The following is a 17,103-nucleotide window of genomic DNA, read 5'->3' as shown; positions in this document are numbered from 1 at the left end:
TCGCCTTCCTGAAACCGAATTTAGTGGGATTGACGAGCGCGGTTCCTATCTTCCTTTCATCACGAAGCTTGGCGACACCACGACGCTGAAGCGAACTGCAGGGATCGCCGGGCACCTTGATAGAAAAGGAGTGCTCCCATGAAACGAGTATTGATGATTTTGGCCACAGCGGCACTTGCCTCGACGTTGACCGTCGGGGCGGCCGAGGCACGCGGCGGCGGTGGCGGAGGCGGCCACGGTGGTTTTGGCGGCGGCGGCTTTGGCGGCGGACATATGGGCTTTGGCGGGGGAGCGCATTTCGGCGGCATGGCCCATGCCGGCGGGTTCGGCGGAGGATTCCACCCCGGCGGGACCGCGGCATTCGGTGGCGGACAGCGCTTTGACGGAGGCCATCTCGGTCTCGGCGATCACATCGCCTCCCGCGGCACAGGCCTCAGTCACCAAGCACTGCATCAGTATGGTCGCTATCGGTCCGCGTATGGATTCTACGGCGCCTATCCCGACTGCTACGACTGGTACGACCTGCATCCCAACGCGCCGTTGCCGCTGAGCTGCGGCTGATTTGCGAGCGCAGGCCCCTGCCTTCGGCCCGGATCTGGCCTGAGCCGATCCGGGCCGAGGGCCTCCTGACATTCCTTGCGACGACCGCCGCGATCAACGCGGCGGAGACACCTCAGAACTGCACACCGCGCGTCAGGGCACCGTCGACGACGAGGTTCGTTCCCGTGATGAAGCTCGCGGCACGACTTGCGAGGAATACGACCGCGTTGGCCATCTCCTGCGGGGTCCCCATCCGGCCCGTGGGATTGAGCGCAAGCGCCGTCTTGTAGAGCTCGGGATTGTTGTCCTTGATCGTGTTCCAGACCCCGCCTTCGAAATAGGTGTTGCCCGGCGAGACCGTGTTGGCGCGAATGCCCTTGTGTGCAAGCTGATTGGCGAGACCTTGCGTGTAGTGGATGATGGCGGCCTTGAAGGTGCCGTAGGGGCCGGCCGCGAAATCGACCTCGCGCCCGGAAACGCTCGATATGGCGACGATCGCACCGGCGTCGCTCTTCTCGAGATAGGGCATGGCCGCATTCACCAGCCGGACCGTGCCCATCATGTCGGTCGAAAATTCCCTCGCCCAGCTTTCATCGTCCTGCCCGATAGCCAGCGCACTCACATTCGCCACGACGACGTCGATCCCGTCCAGTTTGGTCGCCATGTCGACCACCCAGGCCCTGAGCGCCGCACCATCGGCAACGTCGACCGAGGCACCAAAGGCGGCCACGCCTTTGCTCTTGAGCGCTGCAACAGTGCTGTCGACATCCGCCTGATTGCGCGCACAAATGCCGACATTCGCGCCCTCCGCCGCAAAGGTCTCGGCGATCGCGCGACCGATCCCCTTGGTGCTGCCGGTGACGAGAACCTTGGCGCCCGAAAGTCCTAGATCCATGATCGGTTCCTTTTCTTTTCCTGCAGTCTCGCACGTTCAATGGTTATTCGCCACCGCCCTGACCAATCCCCGATAGCTGTGCGGCATCCGCATCGAAACGAGATCCTTTCGGCGCACGACGTTGGTCGGATAAACGCTGTCGAGATTGGTGGTGTCGACCAGAGCCGTGGCAAGGCCCGTATCGTCAGCTGCAATCGCCTCGCGGCGCGGAAACTCGAAGGTATCGGGGCCGAAGACGCCGCTGAGGCCGGGATAGCCGTGTTCGGGATCGAACACATTGGCAAACGCCAGAAACACATTGTTCTCGCCGGCGCGGACGCGGAAGTGATGCCAATGATGCGGATCGGCGCCGGTCGGAATCGGCGCCGACTGCTGGACCGCCGTCCCCGCATGTGGCGATCCAAAGGGGCCCTTGACTGCTGCGCAGCACGCGATGACGTCGCAACCGCGAAGCGCGAGCACCCTCCCCGCTTCCGGAAATGCCGCATCGTGGCCGATCAGCAGGCCGATGCGCCCGACAGGCGTGTCGACGACAGCCCAGTCATCGCCAGCCGTGGCCCAGCTCCGCTCCTCTTCCGTCAAATGCGTCTTGCGATAACGCGTGATCCTTCCATCCGGCGTGAACAGGCAGGCGCTGTTGTAAACGGCATCGCCCGAGCGTTCGGCTATTCCACAAACGATGTAGATCTCGAGCTGCGCAGCGAGCGCGTGCAGACTGTCCGTGGCAGGTCCCGGTATCGGCTGGGCCGATTTCGCCGAACCTGCCAGGCCGGTGACCGCGAGTTCCGGGAATACCACGAGATTGGCACCGTCGGCCTTGGCCCGGCGGGCAAGATTCGCGATCGCCTCGAGATTTCCTGAAATGCTGTCACCAGGTGCGAATTGGGCCACGCTGACGCGCGAGCGCATTCCGTCAGGCCAGGGCTCGTGACCATAGAGCCCGAAGAACGCGCGCGGATTCCAGCTAAAGGTATCGGTCAGCAACTCCGGATACAGCTCGGGCCGACGCTGAACGAAGACCGGCTCACCGAGCACGCGGCGCGCACGAGCCATGTCGAGATCGATCTCGGCCAGAGCGAACCCGTCGCCCTTGTCGAGGACCGTGACCACCTCGCCATCCGGCGCGATCACGCAGCTCCCACCGCTGAACTGGACGGTGCGCTCCAGCCCCCAGCGGTTGCTCTCGATCACGTAACAACCGTTCTCGAAGGCCCGGCTGATCCAGTAAGGCGCCGGCGTCCGCTCCGCGAGCCAGTTGGAGATATGGCAGATGACATCCGCGCCCCCCAGCGCCATCAGTCGCGCGGTTTCCACGAAATGGATGTCCATGCAAATGAGGAGTGCAATCCGTCCGATCGGCGTATCGAAGACCTGGTTGTGCAGGTCGCCAGCCGCCGCCCATTTTGGCTCCGAGATATAGGGATGGGTCTTGCGATGGCGGCCGACGATGCCATCGGGCCCGATCAAGACGGCCGAGTTGAAGTAGATGTCGTCCTCGTCGACTTCGGGCATGCCGACCACGAGGTAGCAGTCGTACTTGCGTGCCAGCGCCGCGAAGCGGTCGGTGGTCGGCCCCGGAACCTTCTCGACAAAGGGCCGAACCTCGGCCCGGTTGAACCAGCAATAGCCCGTGGTTCCCATTTCCGGCGTGACGATGAGCTTCGCGCCGGCCGCCGCTGCCTGTTCGCAGAGTTCGAGCAGGCGCGCGATGTTGCGCTCCTTCTCGAACATGGTCGGCTCGAACTGGACAGTGGCGACCTTGTGCACGGACGGCATGATCGACATCCCCCCGTTAGCGCAAATAGGATTTCTTGATGGAGGCGCCGAGCGTGTATTTCGGATCGACCATGTTGCCGAGACGCACCCGTCCGGCCTGGGTCAACAGCATGTAGGCGTCGATCTCCTCGAAACCGTAGTCCGCCGCCATCCAGCGGCACAGCTCGCGATAGGCAATGCGCGCGGCATCCTCCATCGGCCGGGCCGAGCCGATGGTCATGATGAAATCCTTGGTCTCGAGCCGTGGCCAGGCGATCGTCCAGCCTTTGATGAGATCGACCTGGACCGTGGTCACGGTCGGATGCTCGATCGCGACGCCGCAGAGTTCGCCGTCCCCCTGCGCGGCATGGCAGTCGCCGAGATAGAGCAGCGCGCCCTTGGTGTTGACCGGCAGATAGACGATGGCGCCGACGCCGACGTCCGGCAGGTCCATGTTGCCTCCGTAATAATCGGGGACGAGCGAGGAGATCGCCTCGATCTCCGGCGACGTTCCGATCGTGCCGATGAAAGGCTCATAGGGCAACGTGATCTTGTCGTTCCATTTGGTGCCGGTCTTGGCGTCGATCTCCAGCTTCTTGACCCGTTCTGGCAGCGCCGGGTTGAGCAGCGCGGTCTGCCCCGTGCTGACGAGGCCGCCGAAGTCCGGCATGACCACGGTGGTGCCGCACGGCTGCGGCCCGCGCGGCACGATGCTCTCGATATAGACCGCGAGCGTGTCGCCCTTCTCGGCGCCGTTGACGTGGATCGGTCCATTCTGCGGATTGAGGAACGGAAAATTGAGAATCTTCGACGGGCTGTCGGTTTCGTGCTTGATGGCGCCCTCGAAGGCGTCGTGGGTCTCGGCGGAGACGACCGCTCCAGGATCCACGGTCAGCACCGGATTCACGTAGGGGCCGTAGACATAGTGATACTTGCCCTGCTCGCTTTCGGTGATCGTATACGAGGTGCCGCGCTCTCCCTTGGCCACGCCCTTGCGAGCCATGATCGAATCTTTGTGCCAGGACATTTTCTTTTCTCCTTCTGTCGTAGGGCAGCGTTCAAACGGCGAGATGGCGCCGCATCTCCGCTTCGTCGTCGAGCGCTGCGCGATCGAGATTTGCGACGATGCGGCCCTTGTCCATGACGTAGCAGCGCTGCGCCATGGCGCGGATCATGTCGAGGTTCTGCTCGACCAGAATGATGGTCACGCCCGTGCTGCGGTTGAGCTCGACCATGTTGCGCGCGATATCCTGGACGATGTTGGGCTGGATACCTTCCGACGGTTCATCGAGCAGGATGAGATTGGGGTTCGCGATCAAGACTCGTCCTATCGCGAGTTGCTGCTGCTGGCCGCCGGACATGGTGCCGGCGCGCTGGTGCCAGCGTTCGGCGAGGATCGGAAACGCCGCGACAATCCTGCGTCGACCCGCTTCGGGAATGCCGCCGCCCTTGATCGCGGCGCCGACCGCGACGTTCTCGCCGACGGTCAGTCGTGGAAATACGTCGCGTCCCTGCGGCACATAGCCCATGCCAAGGCGCGCCCGCTTGTGCGCCGGCAGGGATTCCACCGCTTCGCCGCGATAGACGACCGAACCGCTCATCGCCGGCACGAGCCCGATCAGGCTCTTCATCAACGTGGATTTGCCGACGCCGTTGCGCCCGATGACAGCGACGATCTCGCCCTCCCGCACCTCGATCTCGAGGCCCTGGAGCACGGGCTTGCCGCCATAGCCGGCGCGCAAGGCCAGCGTCGAGAGGATGACCTCCTTGCGTGGCACATCAAGCATGGGCCTGCCCCAGATAAATCGCCGCCACGCGTTCATCCGCCACGATCTCGTCGATCGATCCCTGCGCGAAGACCTGGCCGAGATGCAGCACCGTGACACGCTGGGCGACCTGGCGGACGAAAGCCATGTCGTGCTCGATCGCGAGCACCGTCATGCCGTCCGCATTGAGCCGCTGCACCATTTCTCCGGTCAGATGGGTTTCCTCCGGCGACATGCCGGCTGTCGGCTCGTCCAGCAGCAGCAGGCGCGGCTTCAGGCTGATCGCCATGCCGATCTCGAGCCATTGCTTCTGGCCATGGCTGAGATTGCCGGCAGTCTGGGCCTGCTCGGACCCGAGCCCGAGGAAGGCGAGCAGCCGGTCGATCTCCGCTTCGAGCTCGGCGCCGCGATGACGGATCTGAAGTGCGATCTCGAGGTTCTGGCGGACCGACAGACCCTTGAATACGCCGGGCACCTGGAACTTGACCGAGAGGCCGCGATGAATTCGCGCAAAGGATTTCAGAGAGGTGATGTTCTCCCCGGCGAAGAGAATTTCGCCGCTGCCGGGATGATGCTCACCCAGAATCAGACGGAACAACGTGCTCTTGCCGGCGCCGTTCGGGCCGATCAGGCAATGGATTTCGCCGGTCTGAAGCGTGAGGTCGACCGCGTTGGTGACATGCAACCCGCCGAAATGCTTGTTCAGCTTGCGCAATTCGAGCAGCGACATCAGCCGGCCCTCTGCGTCAGGCGGGCGGCGAGCTTGCCGAGCCAGTTCATCGCACCGAGCACGAGGCCGTTCGGGGCGATCAGCACCGTGAGCACCAGCAACACGCCCATGAAGACCAGCGCATATTGGCTGCCATAGATCGTGAGCGCCTGGAACGCGGCCAGCACCATCAGCGTGCCGATCACGGTCGACGTCAGATCGCTGCGGCCCCCGACGGCGACCCAGATCAGCGGCAACGCCGCCGCCGTCATGCCCATGCTCGAGGGCGTGATGTACTGTCCCCACACCGTGTAGAGCACGCCGGAAAGCCCTGCGAGCGCCGCACCGATGACGAAGGTGATGAGCTGGTATTTGCGGACGTCGTAGCCGAGCATCTCCGCCCGTTCCGGGTTCTCCCGGATGGCGACAATGACGTTGCCGAACGACGAGTTCATCAGAATGCGCAGGCCCAGATAGACGAAGATCAGAAGACCGAGCACGAAGTAATAGAGGCCGACATCCGCGAACAGCACGATCGGCTCACCCGGCCAAGGGATGGTCAAAGGCGGCATCGCGCTCATGCCGTTGAAGCCGTTCAGTCGCGCACTGCCGATACGCCACTCCGGCCCTGCGGTCTGGGCCATGAATCGCTCCAGCATCAACGTCACGGCGAGCGTAACGATGCCGAGGAAGACACCGGCGATGCGGCCGAAGAACATGAAATAGCCGAGCAGGATCGCGAACAGCGCAGCGATCGCGACGGCTACCACCAGCGCCACCAGCGTGAAGCCATAGGCCGAGCCGAAATTGATGGTGAGGATGCCATAGCCGTAGCCCGCAATCCCGAAAAAGGCGGTCTGGCCGAAGGACAGCGAGCCGCCATACCCCCAGATCAGGCACAGGCTGAGAGCGATGAAGACCCAGACGAAGAAGTAAACCGTGTTGCCGACGGTGTAGCCGTCGCTCACCAGCGGATACGCCAGCGCGACAGCGAGCACGACGGCGAACAAGCCCCAGAAGGCCGGGCCGCGACCGACGGTCTGCGGTCCTTCGAGACGGCGAAACAACGAGAGAAAACCGGTCACGACGCCATCCCCCGTCAGGTGCGCTCGCGCAGCACGAAGCCGGAAATGCCCTTCGGCAGCACCCGGACGACGATGATCACCGCGACCAGGAGGCCGATCTGGCCGAACAGCTGCCCCTGCCAGGACGTCATCCCCGACTTAACGATCGCAAGCAGGCCGCCGGCAGGCGCCGTGCCGAGGAACACGTCGGCGCCGCCGATCACCACGGTGACGAACGCTTCCATGATGAAGGTTGCTCCCATGGTCGGCACCAGCGTCATGGTCGGCGCGTAAAGGCCGCCGGCAAGTCCGGCGAGCCCCGCGCCGCAGGCGAAGGTGAGGCTATAGATCAAACGCGTATCGACACCGAGCGCCGCGGCCATGTGCGGCACCTGGATGGTGGCACGCGCCAGCACGCCGAAGCGCGTCCAGTTGAACAGGGCATAAAGCCCCGCCAGCACACCGAGCGCGGCGCAAAACAGCACGATGCGATAGATCGAATAGGAGTAGTCGCCGACCTGAAAGCTGCCGAACGGGGTGCCGACGCCCGCCATGGTCGAACCGACCATGATCAGCGTGCCTTGCGTCGCGATCAGGCTGAGGCCCCAGGTGGCGACGATGGTGTCGAGCGGCCGGTCGTAGAGATGGCGGATGACCACCAGCTCCACCACGACGCCGACCAACGCCGACACGATGGTGCCGGCGAGGATTCCGAGCGGCAACGGCAGGCCGGCATGCACGGTGGCGGCCGTCACATAGGCGCCGCACATGATGAACTCGCCATGGGCGAGGTTGATCACGCCCATCATGCCGAAGATCACCGCGAGCCCACAGGCCGAGAGCACCAGGAACGCGAAAGCGTCGCCGAATTGATAAAGCGCAGAGAAGACGAGGGTCGCAAGGTCCATGAAACAACCAGAATGTGGGAAGGCGCGAGACTGCCGTCGCAGATGTTTGGGGTTGCCCCGGCGTTCCGGGAACGCCGGGGCAACCAGCCGCCGTCAGGGTTTCGGCGGGGGATTCGACGGCGTGTACTGGGCCATCGGATCCTTCTTGGTCAGATCGCAGCCGGCCTCACCCAGCCAGTACGGCTTGATGTCTTCCCAGACTTTCGGGAAAGAGATCGCGTGATCCGCACCGACCTTGGCGAGATAGATCGTGTGCGACATGTGCTGGCTCTTCGGGTCGATGCAGACCTTGCCCTCCGGCGCGTCCATGCAGACGTCGCCGAGCGCGATCACCTTGCGGATGTCCTCGCGCTTGGTCGACTTCGCGCGCTCCACCATCTGCTTGTAGAGATAGACGGCGAGATAGGAGTTCTCCGCCTCCTGGTTGACATAGGGCTCGCTCGGGAACTTCGCCTTGAACTTGGCGTAGAACTCCTTGCTCTTCGGCGAAGAGATCTCCTCGATGTAGTTGGTGGTGACGTACATGTCCTTCAGGCTCGGCGGCTTGAAACGCTTGTGCTCGTAGCCCTGGCCGACGTTGACCGAGGAAGCCATCGGCAGGTTGACGTTGGCGGAGGCCGCCTGCTCGTAATAGGAGGCCTGCGCGGTGCCGACCAGCAGGGTGACCACGAAGTCGGGCTTGGCCTTCTGGATGTTCTGGATGCTCTGGGAGAACTGCGACACGCCGAGCGGGATGAACTCCTCGCCGGCCATCTTGCCCCCATTCTCCTTGACGATCTTGCGCACCCATTCCGCCGAGATCTGGCCGAAATTGTAGTCGGCAGCGAGCGTGTAGACGTTCTTGCCGTACTTCTCCATCATGTAGGGGATGAGCGTGGAGAACTGCTGCTCGGGCACCGCGCCTGTCACGATCATGTGGCCGTCACAGACACCGCCTTCGTACTGGTTGTTGTAGAATGCGAAGCCATTGAACTGGTCGACGATCGGACGGTACGCCTCGCGCGAGGCCGACGAAAAGCCCGCGAACACAACGTCGACCTTGTCGCGCTGGAGGACGCGCCGCATGAACTCCTGGTAGCGAGTGTTGTCGGATTGCGTGTCGTAAGCGACGAGCTCGAGCGGCCGGCCCATGATGCCGCCGGCCTTGTTGATCTCGTCGGCGGCGAGCTGGATGGCGTGGACCTTGCCGATCGTCGCTGCGGCAAAATCGCCGGACTGATCTTCAAGCACGCCGAGCTTGATCGGATTTTCCGCCGCGAGTGCCATTTGTGGTCCAAGGGGTGATCCGAGGACAAGCGTCCCCGTGAGGGCTGCGGCACGCAGCCCCCGCAATACAGACTTGCTCATTTTTGCTTCTCCTAGATGGCCTGCTTATTGCCGCCTTGCAGCGTGATGCCGGTTGTGCGGCCGGACGTATCGGGCGGCTTCGCCCGCTTGCTCATAAACTCCTCGCAATAGAGTTCCATGTTCTGCCGCGCACGCATGCTGTCGCGCCGGAGCTGGGAATAGGCTCCCTCCTCGTCGAGGCCGTCTTGCTGCATCAGCAGGACGACCGCCCGGATCACCGCGCGCCGGCCGCGGCGGCGCTCCTCGAGGCCTTGAAGGCGCTCATACATCTCGGCGCGCAGCAGGAACTGGTTGATGCCCATGAACAGGGACGTGTAGACCGCGCCGCCATGCACGGGCTTACGCAGGAACGAGGTTGCACCGAGATTGACGAGCGCCTTGAGCCGGCTCGGCGCTTCGACGCCGACGAGGCCGATCACCGGCACCGGCGGCAAACGCGAGCCGGGATTGACCTCGATCGCTACCGCGCCTTCGAGATCGCCGTCGATGAACAGGATGTCCCGCTCGGCCTGAAGGCTTGCGACGTCAATCTGCGCACGACCGTCGATGATCTCCGGATATTCGGTGGAGACGCCAAGCTTGGCCAGCGTCGTTTCGAGCGCGCTCTCCCATCCGCCTCGCCGGGTGACGACGATGGCACGGCCGCCCTTGAAGTTCTGTAGCAGTCGGGAGCTCATGATTGCACCACCTTCAAAAGCGGAGAGCGCATTGCGCTGGCAAAGCGCGGCGACGACTGAACGAGATAGGGATCCGGTGCGATTGGCTCGCGCGATTCCAGCAGCACTTCGAACTGCCCGCTGACCGTCGACCGGCCGATCCGGGGCGTCAGCCAGGCATGGAAGGTCTGGCGGTCGATGCGGACCTCGCCTTGCGGAGCGCGCAGCCGCTGGTCTGCGACGGCGGCGCGTACCGTGCGGGCGTCGTCCGTGCCGGCTTGTGACAGGGCCGCGCCGAGCAGCTTGACGGCGATGTAGGACGCTTCGGCGTCTGCCGACGAGACCGGTCCGTCCGGAAAGGATGTGGTGTAGGCGCGAATGAAGGCGCCGTTTTCCGCCGAGTTCAGCGAGGAGAAGTAAACACTCGAGGACAGATGTCCGTCGACAGCATCCGGGCCGATTTCCGGCAATTCCGGCTCCGACAGCGTGCAGCTCGCGACCGGGATTTCAGCCGCCTGATCGATGCCACGCGCACGGCAGGCGGCCCGGAACGCCCGGAAGAAGGCGTAAGCGCTGGTGCCGATCAAATTGTTGAAGACGAAGTCGGGGCGCTGATCGATGATCGCCGCGATCACCTGGTCGACCTCGGTATCACCGACCGAGAGATACCGCTCGGCAAGCACGGTGCCACCGCGCGCGGCCAGCGCCTCCCGGAAGATGCGATTGTTTTCCCAGGCCCAGATGTAATTGGAGCCGACGCAGAAGGCGCGCGAGCCGACGCGGGATGCCAAATAATCGACGAGCGGCAGCACGTGCTGGTTCGGCGCCGCGCCGGTATAGATGACGTTGTCGGAGCTCTCGAATCCTTCGTAGTGAGACGGGTACCAAAGCAGTCCGTCGAACTTCTCGAAGCAGGGGATCACTTCCTTGCGGCTCGACGAGGTGTAGCAGCCGACCACATGCCGGACGCCGGAACCGAGCAGCTCGAGGCTGAACGAACGATAGCTCGCAAGGTCGCCGGCCGGGTTGACCACGACCGGCTCCAGCGCAATGTCGTCACGGCCCGCATTGATTTCGCGAAACGCGAGCAGCGCCCCGTTCAGCATCGAGCGCGCAACGACGCTGTAGGATCCCGTCGTCGACAGCATCACGCCGATCCGATAGTTCGTCCGCGCCATCACTCGTTCCAAAACAAAAAAGCGCCCACCGGCTGTTAAGCCGAGGGCGCCCTCGCCGCCAACTGAGCACGCCAAATCAGCGTGATGTTGGAAATGGTTGAAGCTCGTTGCGTTGACGGGCTGAACTGCCCAACGCTTGCATGATACGGTCGTTGAGATCAGTTACGAAGTCAAGCGCGTTATTGCAGCGAAAGCTGCCGCGATTCATATCGTGGTGCAGCAAAACTATGCAGCCGAGCCAAGGGCGCCGCTTCGATGCGGCGGAGACACCAGGGCACGCCTGGCGTCCGGTTTCCGGCGGGCTATTGAAAGCTGCGTGCCGAGCTGCCAGGAGGCCCACGCCCAGCCGAGAGCATCGTCGCTTGCCGCACGAACGACGGATGTCTCTGCCAGCTGTCGGTTTCGTTGGGGCGAGTGAACTTCAGCTGCCTTGGGGGCCCCGTCTGGTATCGAGCCGCCTCTGCACGATCTCATCCCGAGACCAAGCCCAAACGGCTCTGGGATTTAAGAATTTGGTAACGATACGAACGTGGTTGAGCGCGTTAATGCAAATCGCACGCCGCCGGTGTCTCGCCCGTAACGACCCTGCTATAAAGCGTAGCCACGGCTCGATCGACTTCGCGAATTATCCGGTTTCCCTGATTGCGCATGAACAAACTTAGCAACACGTTCGACATCGTCATCGAGCAGGCGTTCGACTTTCTGTCTCCGGAATATGCCGAGCTGTTTGATCGCTCGGCCGCCACTGCGTTCCAGCATCCGATCTGGCTGCACAGCCTCTACACCAGGCTCGCTTCGGATGCGGGTGCGACACCTCTGGTCGTCGTGGTCCGCCACCGCGCGACGGGCGCCCTTGCGATGGTGCTGCCCTTGCTCCGGATCCGGCGCGGCCCGATCCGAACCGTCGAGTTCGCCGACCTCCGCGTCTCCGACTATCTGGCGCCGGTTTGCAGCCCGAAAGTGTTCTCGCAACTGCTCGATGACGCGGACGCATGCGCGGAGATTCGGCGCCTCGTTCGCCCTTTCGATCTGCTCCGGATCACCAAGCTGCCCGACGGGCGGCTTCCGATCGAGAACCTCCTGGCCGCATCCCGCCGCGTATCGATGGACACCAACGCCTACGCGACGGTCCTGGTCGCGCCGTTCGAGCAATGGCGGGCCGGTGCGATCGATCGCTCCTATCAGAAGGAGCTCGCAAAGAAATATCGTCAGCTCCAGAAGAAGGGCGCGCTGAGCTTCTCATGCTGCAACGACAGCGCCTCCGTGCTCGAGGCGATGGACGTGATGAGGAAGTTTCGCGGTCCGCGCTTTCAGGCGCAAGGCGACGGAGATCTGCTCCAGCGTCCCGAATATTTCGGCTTCTATTCCGACGTGGCCCTTCGTGGGCTCGGCTCCTTTGTGCGTCTCTATGCCATGAAGATGGACGGCGAAGTGATCGCCGCCGTGCTCGGCCTCTGCCATCAGGGCAGCTTCCTCATCATCATGAGCGCCTTCGACATTGCCGGGTACAAGAGCCAGTCCCTGGGCGCGCTGATGTTCGAGCAGGTAGCGCGGGATTGCATCGAGCGCGGCGATCAGATGCTCGATTTCACCATCGGTGACGAGCCATACAAGAAACTGTTCGGCGGACAGCCCTCGCCGATGTGGGCGATCACGAAAGCCGGCAGCACCGCAGGTGCCATCGCCCTGTTCGCGCTAAAGCAGGCTCCCTGGCTCAAACTGGCGGCCAAGCGGCTCTCGGATTTGCGGCTCCTGCCCGCCCGCACCTCGACGCCCACGCGCTGAAAAACGGCAGGCGAAGGGCCGCGGAACTCAGGCGCGCAACGCCCCGCGAACACGCCCGAGCCAGCCGGGATGCATTTGATCGACGCGGTGTGTCAGGCTGCGCCGCAGGAAGTGCAGCCGGCGCCGGACATCCCAGCCGATATCGTTGCGGGATGTCAGGGCCTGGCGGAAGCGCGCCATCTTGAGGGACTGCTGATCCGCCGCGATCTTGTCGCGATCGGAATAGAACTGCGTAATCTTCTCCTGGTCCATGCCTGGGGTCGCGAGCCACTTCGGCGCATATTCGGTGCACAGACGATCGACGTCCACCAGCAGGCGCGCGACGCCCGTGCCGGCGGCGGGACAATTGGTCTGGAACGCATCGCCGATGAGCACGATGCCGGGCTGGAGATGTCCCTCGACGACGGTCAGATCCATGACCCAGTTCTGGACACGGTCGGTGACGCGGAAATCGCCGAGATAGGGCCGCAATCCCGGCAGCAGACGCAGAACGGTCGCTTCCGGTTCGCGACGCAGCTCGCGCATGATCGGATCGGTCGGGTCGCGGAACATGAAGAGATTGGCCCGCATGCCGGCGCGAACGGGAAACAGGCTGAGATAGTCGATGCCGTCGGCCGTGCGCTCGCCATAGCAGGTCAGTGCCTCGAAATCGAACGGCGCGCCATCGCGGCGGGCGATCGTGAAACCGAACGACACCGAATGGCGCTCGGCCAGAATCTGCCGCTTGATACCGAGTTTATAACCGAGAGCCGCCGCCATGCCCGTGGCGAGAACGACGAGACGCGCAGTCACGCGCCGTCCGGACGCCAGCTCGAGATGCTGGACGTCGTCGCTGCAGCTGATCGCGGTGACCTCGTCGACAATCAGATCGGATGGCTCGGGGATCCGGCTGCGCGCCATCGCAACGAGATCGGCATAGGGAAATCCGTAGGCTTGGCCGACGCTGACATCGACCACCTTGCCTTCCCGGATATTGAGCACCTGATCATATCGACAAGCGACATTTTCGAGCGCGTCGAGGAAGCCCAGCTTGCGGAGCATCGCCAACTGATGGCCGCCGATCTTTTCGACCCGGAACTCGTCCGGATAGACCGCCCGCTTGTCGATCAGGACGATGCGATGCCCTGCCCGCGCCAGCACGGCCGCCGCAAGCGATCCTGCAAGGCCACCACCGACGATCGCGATGTCCGCAACGATCGTCGAAGTGCCAGCTGCGCCGATCGGCTCGGTCACAGTTCTATCCGCCGTCATGATCCAGGCTCCCACGGTCAACCAAAGCCGCACGTGCAATTCTCCGGCCTGATGTCGCATCGCAGGACCAAACGCGATCATTTCTCGGTATCGAGGTTAATGAAGCGGGGGAGCCGGCCGCCCAGACGAAAGCCGGCACGCCTCTTGCTCGGGATTCTCCGTAAATTCCGGCTTCTGGCAGTTCTGCGGTCGATCCCGGCGAGGCATTCGGCATTCAAGCCGCTGATCTCGCCTTTCTCGGCCGTCGATGCGGCGCTATGCCGTCAGTCGGCCTGAGCTCGGCCCTGGTCTATTTGGGACAATGGGGACGGTGATGTTCCACAGTGAAGCAACCGGCATGACCGCGACATCGACGCCGCAGGCGAGATCCTGGATGCCCTGCATTAACACTCGCATTTCTTCGGTATGCTAGGTTGTCACCGGTATCGGAAGATGTCTCTTCAGGAGAGAGCAGCTCCTTAAACTTCATGATCAAATCCATCCTCCAGCTCATGCGGCGCGACGTCACGCGCGGTGTCGTCGGGACCATCCTGCTCAAGGTTGGTAGCGGCGCGCTCGCGTTTGCGCTGTTTTCGCTGGCGGCACGAACGATGTCGCCCGACGGCTTCGGTATCTTTGCGACCTGGCTTTCGGTTGCCCAGATCGCCGCCGTCGTGGGACTGGTCGGCCAGGAATCGTTGCTGGTGCGGTTCCTGAACGAGTATCAGGTCGGCGACAGGCCGGATCTCACCAAAGGTGTCCTCTTATCGAGCTTCAAGATTACCTCGATCGCAATGCTGATCGTGATCGCGGGGATCGCCATCGCGGCGAACATGAGAGGCGATGGGTGGCTGCTCATACTTGCGGTATCGGCCTACACGGCCGCGAATGCCGGCGTGATGCTCGGCAGCCAGATCGCACGCTCACTGGTCAGCATTCTCACGGGCGAAGGAAATCGCGAGTTCTTCTGGCGAGTCATCGTCGTCCTGTTTCTGCTCGCCATGCTGCTCGGTCATCGGCAACTCGATCCCGCCGAGTTGATGGCGGTGATGACAATTGCCATATCCGTGGGCCTGGTTGCGCAAATCGTTTCGATCGCGCGCGTGCTGCCGGATTTGCGCGGTACGCCGGCGCGCTCCGAAACGTCCCGCTGGCGCTCGAGCGCCCTGCACTTCTGGCTTGCATCCATTCTTGAAGCCGCAAACCAGTATTTCGACGTCATTCTGGTGTACTGGATGCTGGATCCAGTAACTGCCGGTATCTACTTTGCCGCATCGCGCCTTGCCAATATCTTCGCCATGCTGTCTGCGGCGCTATACACGTTCGGAGCCCGCCGGCTTCCCTCGCTGTATTTCAGCAAGAACCACCAGGAGTTCGAGCGAACCTTGCAGTTGATGGCGGAGGTGACCGCGCTATGCGTGGTCGCCGGGCTCGCCATGATCTGGATCGGCGGCCCCTATCTCCTCAACCTGTTCGGACCTCATTTCACCGCGCAGCACTCGGTCTTGATCGTGCTCGCAATCGGGACGGCCATCCAGGCCGCAGGCGGCCCATCTGCTGCGATCCTGCAGCTGACCGGCCACGAACGGATCTACGTTCCCGTCGTTGCCGCCAATGTCGCGCTGCGGCTCGTGGGATTTCTCATCCTCATTCCCTGGCTCGGCGTGCTTGGCGCGGCGATTTCGGCGACCGTGTCGCTGGCGCTCGCGACCATCGCCCTGAACGTCCTCTGCCGCCGGCGAACAGGGGTGGATCCTTCGATCCTCGTGCTGCTGCGCTTCTCCGCCTTGAAGCGCCGCAATTATGCAGTGCGCGGCGCCGACTCCAGCGACTAGGCCTCAATCACGCCGTCGCCCGATGGTCCGCAATCACGCGCTGGCCGCGCGCAAGATCGATTGGTTAACGCGCTCGCCGCGCAGCAGCCGGGAACCAGCGAAATGCCTGCGGGAACGATGTCGACTGCCAAGCCTGGCATTAACTCCGTTTGCTGCTAGTCGGTGTCCGCGCGATGCCCGCATGATAGGTACGGAGTTAAGAAGGTGAAGATTTCGTTTCTTTAGCGGGTCGGGATCGGTGCTCCACTATCAGCCGAATAAGGAATTGGGCGAGACGACCGCGACGGCACCCGCGCGGTCGAACGGCAGCGGACGAAAGCTGCACGTGCTTCTCGCGCAAACCCAGGCCGAGAACGCCGGAGCGCAGGAGATCTCCAGGCTTCTTGGCGCCGGGCTGACCGCGCGCGGCTACCGCGTCACCAATCTCTTCTTCTTCCGTAAATCGCATTCCTTCGATGAGCCGCCCGATACGCTCTACTGCGCGCCGAGCCGGCCGGGCAATCCGATGGCGTTGCTGCGGATGCTGTGGACACTCGGCCGCCATATCAGCACCATCAAACCCGACGCCGTCCTGACCTTCCAGCATTTCGGCAACGTGATCGGCGGCGGCGTGACGCGCCTCGTCAGCCGCGCACCTGTCATCGCCAATCAGGTTTCATCCGCGCTGTCGATGAGCTGGCCGGTCCGCACGGCTGACATCTTCATGGGTAGCCTTGGCTTCTTCGACCGCATCACGCTCAATTCGCAGGACATGCAGCGCGAATATTCGCGCTACCCCGCGGCCTACCGGTCGCGCATGGTGCATGTCCCGCACGGCTTCGACGACAAGGCCCTTACCCTGTCGAAGGAAGCCGCACGACAAAAATTCAGCCTGCCGCCGGATCGCATATTGCTCGGCTGCGCAGCGAGGCTGCATCCGCACAAGCGGCTCGATATGGCGATACGTCTGCTGCCGGATCAACCGTCCTGGCACCTTGCGCTTGCCGGCCAGGGAGCCGACGAGGGCCGGCTGAAGCTGCTGGCGAGTGAATTGAAGGTGTCGGACAGGCTGCATTTGCTTGGGGAAATCCCGCCCAGCCGGATGGCGGACTTTCTCGCCTGCCTGGACGTGTTCGTATTCCCGACACAGGCCGAGACCTTCGGTCTGGCCGCGGTCGAGGCTGCGAACGCCGGTGTTCCCTCCGTCGTCACCGATCTTCCCGTCCTGCGCGAAGTGTTGTCCTACGAAGGAAGACCGACGGCACTCTTCGTCGACGCTTCCGATCATGCGAAGCTCTCCGCGGCCGTCTCCAGGCTGCTGACGGACCAACATCTAAGCGACGAACTGCGACAAAACGCCAAAGGCTTGCGGTTGCGCTATTCGGTAGATGCCATGGTTGAGGAATACGTTCGGATTCTCGGCCAGGTCATTTGACCTGATACGTTGGAATAGATT

Annotated in this window: 15 protein-coding genes; 4 read left to right on the top strand and 11 right to left on the bottom strand. The window is 63.1% G+C overall.

Going from position 1 to position 17,103, the window contains the following annotated elements; all coding sequences use genetic code 11:
• Positions 1–138 precede the first annotated feature (138 nt).
• Complete coding sequence (locus XH81_RS26200; protein WP_028142511.1) at positions 139–561, top strand: hypothetical protein; 423 nt, start codon at positions 139–141, stop codon at positions 559–561.
• Positions 562–673: 112 nt separating this feature from the next.
• On the opposite strand, the gene XH81_RS26195 is transcribed toward XH81_RS26200, so the two are convergent.
• The 10 genes from XH81_RS26195 to XH81_RS26150 form a co-directional block, all read right to left on the bottom strand.
• On the bottom strand, positions 674–1,435 hold the full coding sequence (locus XH81_RS26195; protein ID WP_028142510.1) for an SDR family NAD(P)-dependent oxidoreductase: 762 nt from the start codon (positions 1,433–1,435) through the stop codon (positions 674–676).
• A gap of 36 nt (positions 1,436–1,471) precedes the next feature.
• The gene (locus tag XH81_RS26190; RefSeq protein ID WP_028142509.1) at positions 1,472–3,211 is read right to left on the bottom strand and encodes a nitrilase-related carbon-nitrogen hydrolase; all 1,740 of its coding nucleotides are present in this window, start codon (positions 3,209–3,211) and stop codon (positions 1,472–1,474) included.
• Positions 3,212–3,227: 16 nt separating this feature from the next.
• Positions 3,228–4,217, bottom strand: coding sequence for an acetamidase/formamidase family protein (locus XH81_RS26185; RefSeq protein WP_028142508.1), 990 nt, complete (start codon positions 4,215–4,217; stop codon positions 3,228–3,230).
• 31 nt (positions 4,218–4,248) lie between these two features.
• On the bottom strand, positions 4,249–4,977 hold the full coding sequence (locus XH81_RS26180) for an ABC transporter ATP-binding protein (protein WP_038947972.1): 729 nt from the start codon (positions 4,975–4,977) through the stop codon (positions 4,249–4,251).
• Complete coding sequence (locus XH81_RS26175; RefSeq protein ID WP_028142506.1) at positions 4,970–5,686, bottom strand: ABC transporter ATP-binding protein; 717 nt, start codon at positions 5,684–5,686, stop codon at positions 4,970–4,972. Before XH81_RS26175 ends, XH81_RS26180 begins: the two co-directional genes overlap by 8 nt.
• Complete coding sequence (locus tag XH81_RS26170) at positions 5,686–6,750, bottom strand: branched-chain amino acid ABC transporter permease (protein WP_028142505.1); 1,065 nt, start codon at positions 6,748–6,750, stop codon at positions 5,686–5,688. The genes XH81_RS26175 and XH81_RS26170 overlap by 1 nt, the downstream gene beginning before the upstream one ends.
• Positions 6,751–6,764: 14 nt before the next feature.
• The gene (locus XH81_RS26165; RefSeq protein WP_028142504.1) at positions 6,765–7,637 is read right to left on the bottom strand and encodes an ABC transporter permease subunit; all 873 of its coding nucleotides are present in this window, start codon (positions 7,635–7,637) and stop codon (positions 6,765–6,767) included.
• Between the two features lie 93 nt (positions 7,638–7,730).
• Positions 7,731–8,984: an urea ABC transporter substrate-binding protein gene (locus XH81_RS26160; RefSeq protein WP_028142503.1), complete on the bottom strand. Its 1,254-nt coding sequence runs from the start codon at positions 8,982–8,984 to the stop codon at positions 7,731–7,733.
• Positions 8,985–8,995: 11 nt separating this feature from the next.
• Positions 8,996–9,661 carry an ANTAR domain-containing response regulator gene (locus XH81_RS26155; RefSeq protein WP_028142502.1) on the bottom strand — a complete coding sequence of 222 codons (666 nt, stop codon included), beginning with the start codon at positions 9,659–9,661 and terminating at the stop codon, positions 8,996–8,998.
• On the bottom strand, positions 9,658–10,818 hold the full coding sequence (locus XH81_RS26150; RefSeq protein WP_028142501.1) for a transporter substrate-binding domain-containing protein: 1,161 nt from the start codon (positions 10,816–10,818) through the stop codon (positions 9,658–9,660). Before XH81_RS26150 ends, XH81_RS26155 begins: the two co-directional genes overlap by 4 nt.
• Before the next feature lie 648 nt (positions 10,819–11,466).
• Between XH81_RS26150 and XH81_RS26145 the strand changes: the two genes are divergently transcribed.
• Complete coding sequence (locus XH81_RS26145; protein ID WP_028142500.1) at positions 11,467–12,603, top strand: GNAT family N-acetyltransferase; 1,137 nt, start codon at positions 11,467–11,469, stop codon at positions 12,601–12,603.
• Between the two features lie 27 nt (positions 12,604–12,630).
• On the opposite strand, the gene XH81_RS26140 is transcribed toward XH81_RS26145, so the two are convergent.
• The gene (locus XH81_RS26140) at positions 12,631–13,854 is read right to left on the bottom strand and encodes an FAD-dependent oxidoreductase (protein WP_028142499.1); all 1,224 of its coding nucleotides are present in this window, start codon (positions 13,852–13,854) and stop codon (positions 12,631–12,633) included.
• Between the two features lie 467 nt (positions 13,855–14,321).
• Between XH81_RS26140 and XH81_RS26135 the strand changes: the two genes are divergently transcribed.
• Complete coding sequence (locus tag XH81_RS26135; RefSeq protein ID WP_028142498.1) at positions 14,322–15,668, top strand: lipopolysaccharide biosynthesis protein; 1,347 nt, start codon at positions 14,322–14,324, stop codon at positions 15,666–15,668.
• A gap of 238 nt (positions 15,669–15,906) precedes the next feature.
• Positions 15,907–17,082, top strand: coding sequence for a glycosyltransferase family 4 protein (locus tag XH81_RS26130; protein WP_028142497.1), 1,176 nt, complete (start codon positions 15,907–15,909; stop codon positions 17,080–17,082).
• Positions 17,083–17,103 lie beyond the last annotated feature (21 nt).

Source organism: Bradyrhizobium sp. CCBAU 25360 (assembly GCF_028128695.1).
GTDB classification, from domain to species: Bacteria; Pseudomonadota; Alphaproteobacteria; order Rhizobiales; family Xanthobacteraceae; genus Bradyrhizobium; species Bradyrhizobium ottawaense.
This window is presented reverse-complemented; position numbering and strand designations above follow the sequence as displayed.

Bases quoted from the DNA above. Each gene is read 5' to 3' on its own strand.
- XH81_RS26200 (WP_028142511.1), top strand. From the start codon at position 139: ATGAAACGAGTATTGATGATTTTGGCCACAGCGGCACTTGCCTCGACG.
- XH81_RS26195 (WP_028142510.1), bottom strand. From the start codon at position 1,435: ATGGATCTAGGACTTTCGGGCGCCAAGGTTCTCGTCACCGGCAGCACC.
- XH81_RS26190 (WP_028142509.1), bottom strand. From the start codon at position 3,211: ATGCCGTCCGTGCACAAGGTCGCCACTGTCCAGTTCGAGCCGACCATG.
- XH81_RS26185 (WP_028142508.1), bottom strand. From the start codon at position 4,217: ATGTCCTGGCACAAAGATTCGATCATGGCTCGCAAGGGCGTGGCCAAG.
- XH81_RS26180 (WP_038947972.1), bottom strand. From the start codon at position 4,977: ATGCTTGATGTGCCACGCAAGGAGGTCATCCTCTCGACGCTGGCCTTG.
- XH81_RS26175 (WP_028142506.1), bottom strand. From the start codon at position 5,686: ATGTCGCTGCTCGAATTGCGCAAGCTGAACAAGCATTTCGGCGGGTTG.
- XH81_RS26165 (WP_028142504.1), bottom strand. From the start codon at position 7,637: ATGGACCTTGCGACCCTCGTCTTCTCTGCGCTTTATCAATTCGGCGAC.
- XH81_RS26160 (WP_028142503.1), bottom strand. From the start codon at position 8,984: ATGAGCAAGTCTGTATTGCGGGGGCTGCGTGCCGCAGCCCTCACGGGG.
- XH81_RS26155 (WP_028142502.1), bottom strand. From the start codon at position 9,661: ATGAGCTCCCGACTGCTACAGAACTTCAAGGGCGGCCGTGCCATCGTC.
- XH81_RS26150 (WP_028142501.1), bottom strand. From the start codon at position 10,818: ATGGCGCGGACGAACTATCGGATCGGCGTGATGCTGTCGACGACGGGA.
- XH81_RS26145 (WP_028142500.1), top strand. From the start codon at position 11,467: ATGAACAAACTTAGCAACACGTTCGACATCGTCATCGAGCAGGCGTTC.
- XH81_RS26140 (WP_028142499.1), bottom strand. From the start codon at position 13,854: ATGACGGCGGATAGAACTGTGACCGAGCCGATCGGCGCAGCTGGCACT.
- XH81_RS26135 (WP_028142498.1), top strand. From the start codon at position 14,322: ATGATCAAATCCATCCTCCAGCTCATGCGGCGCGACGTCACGCGCGGT.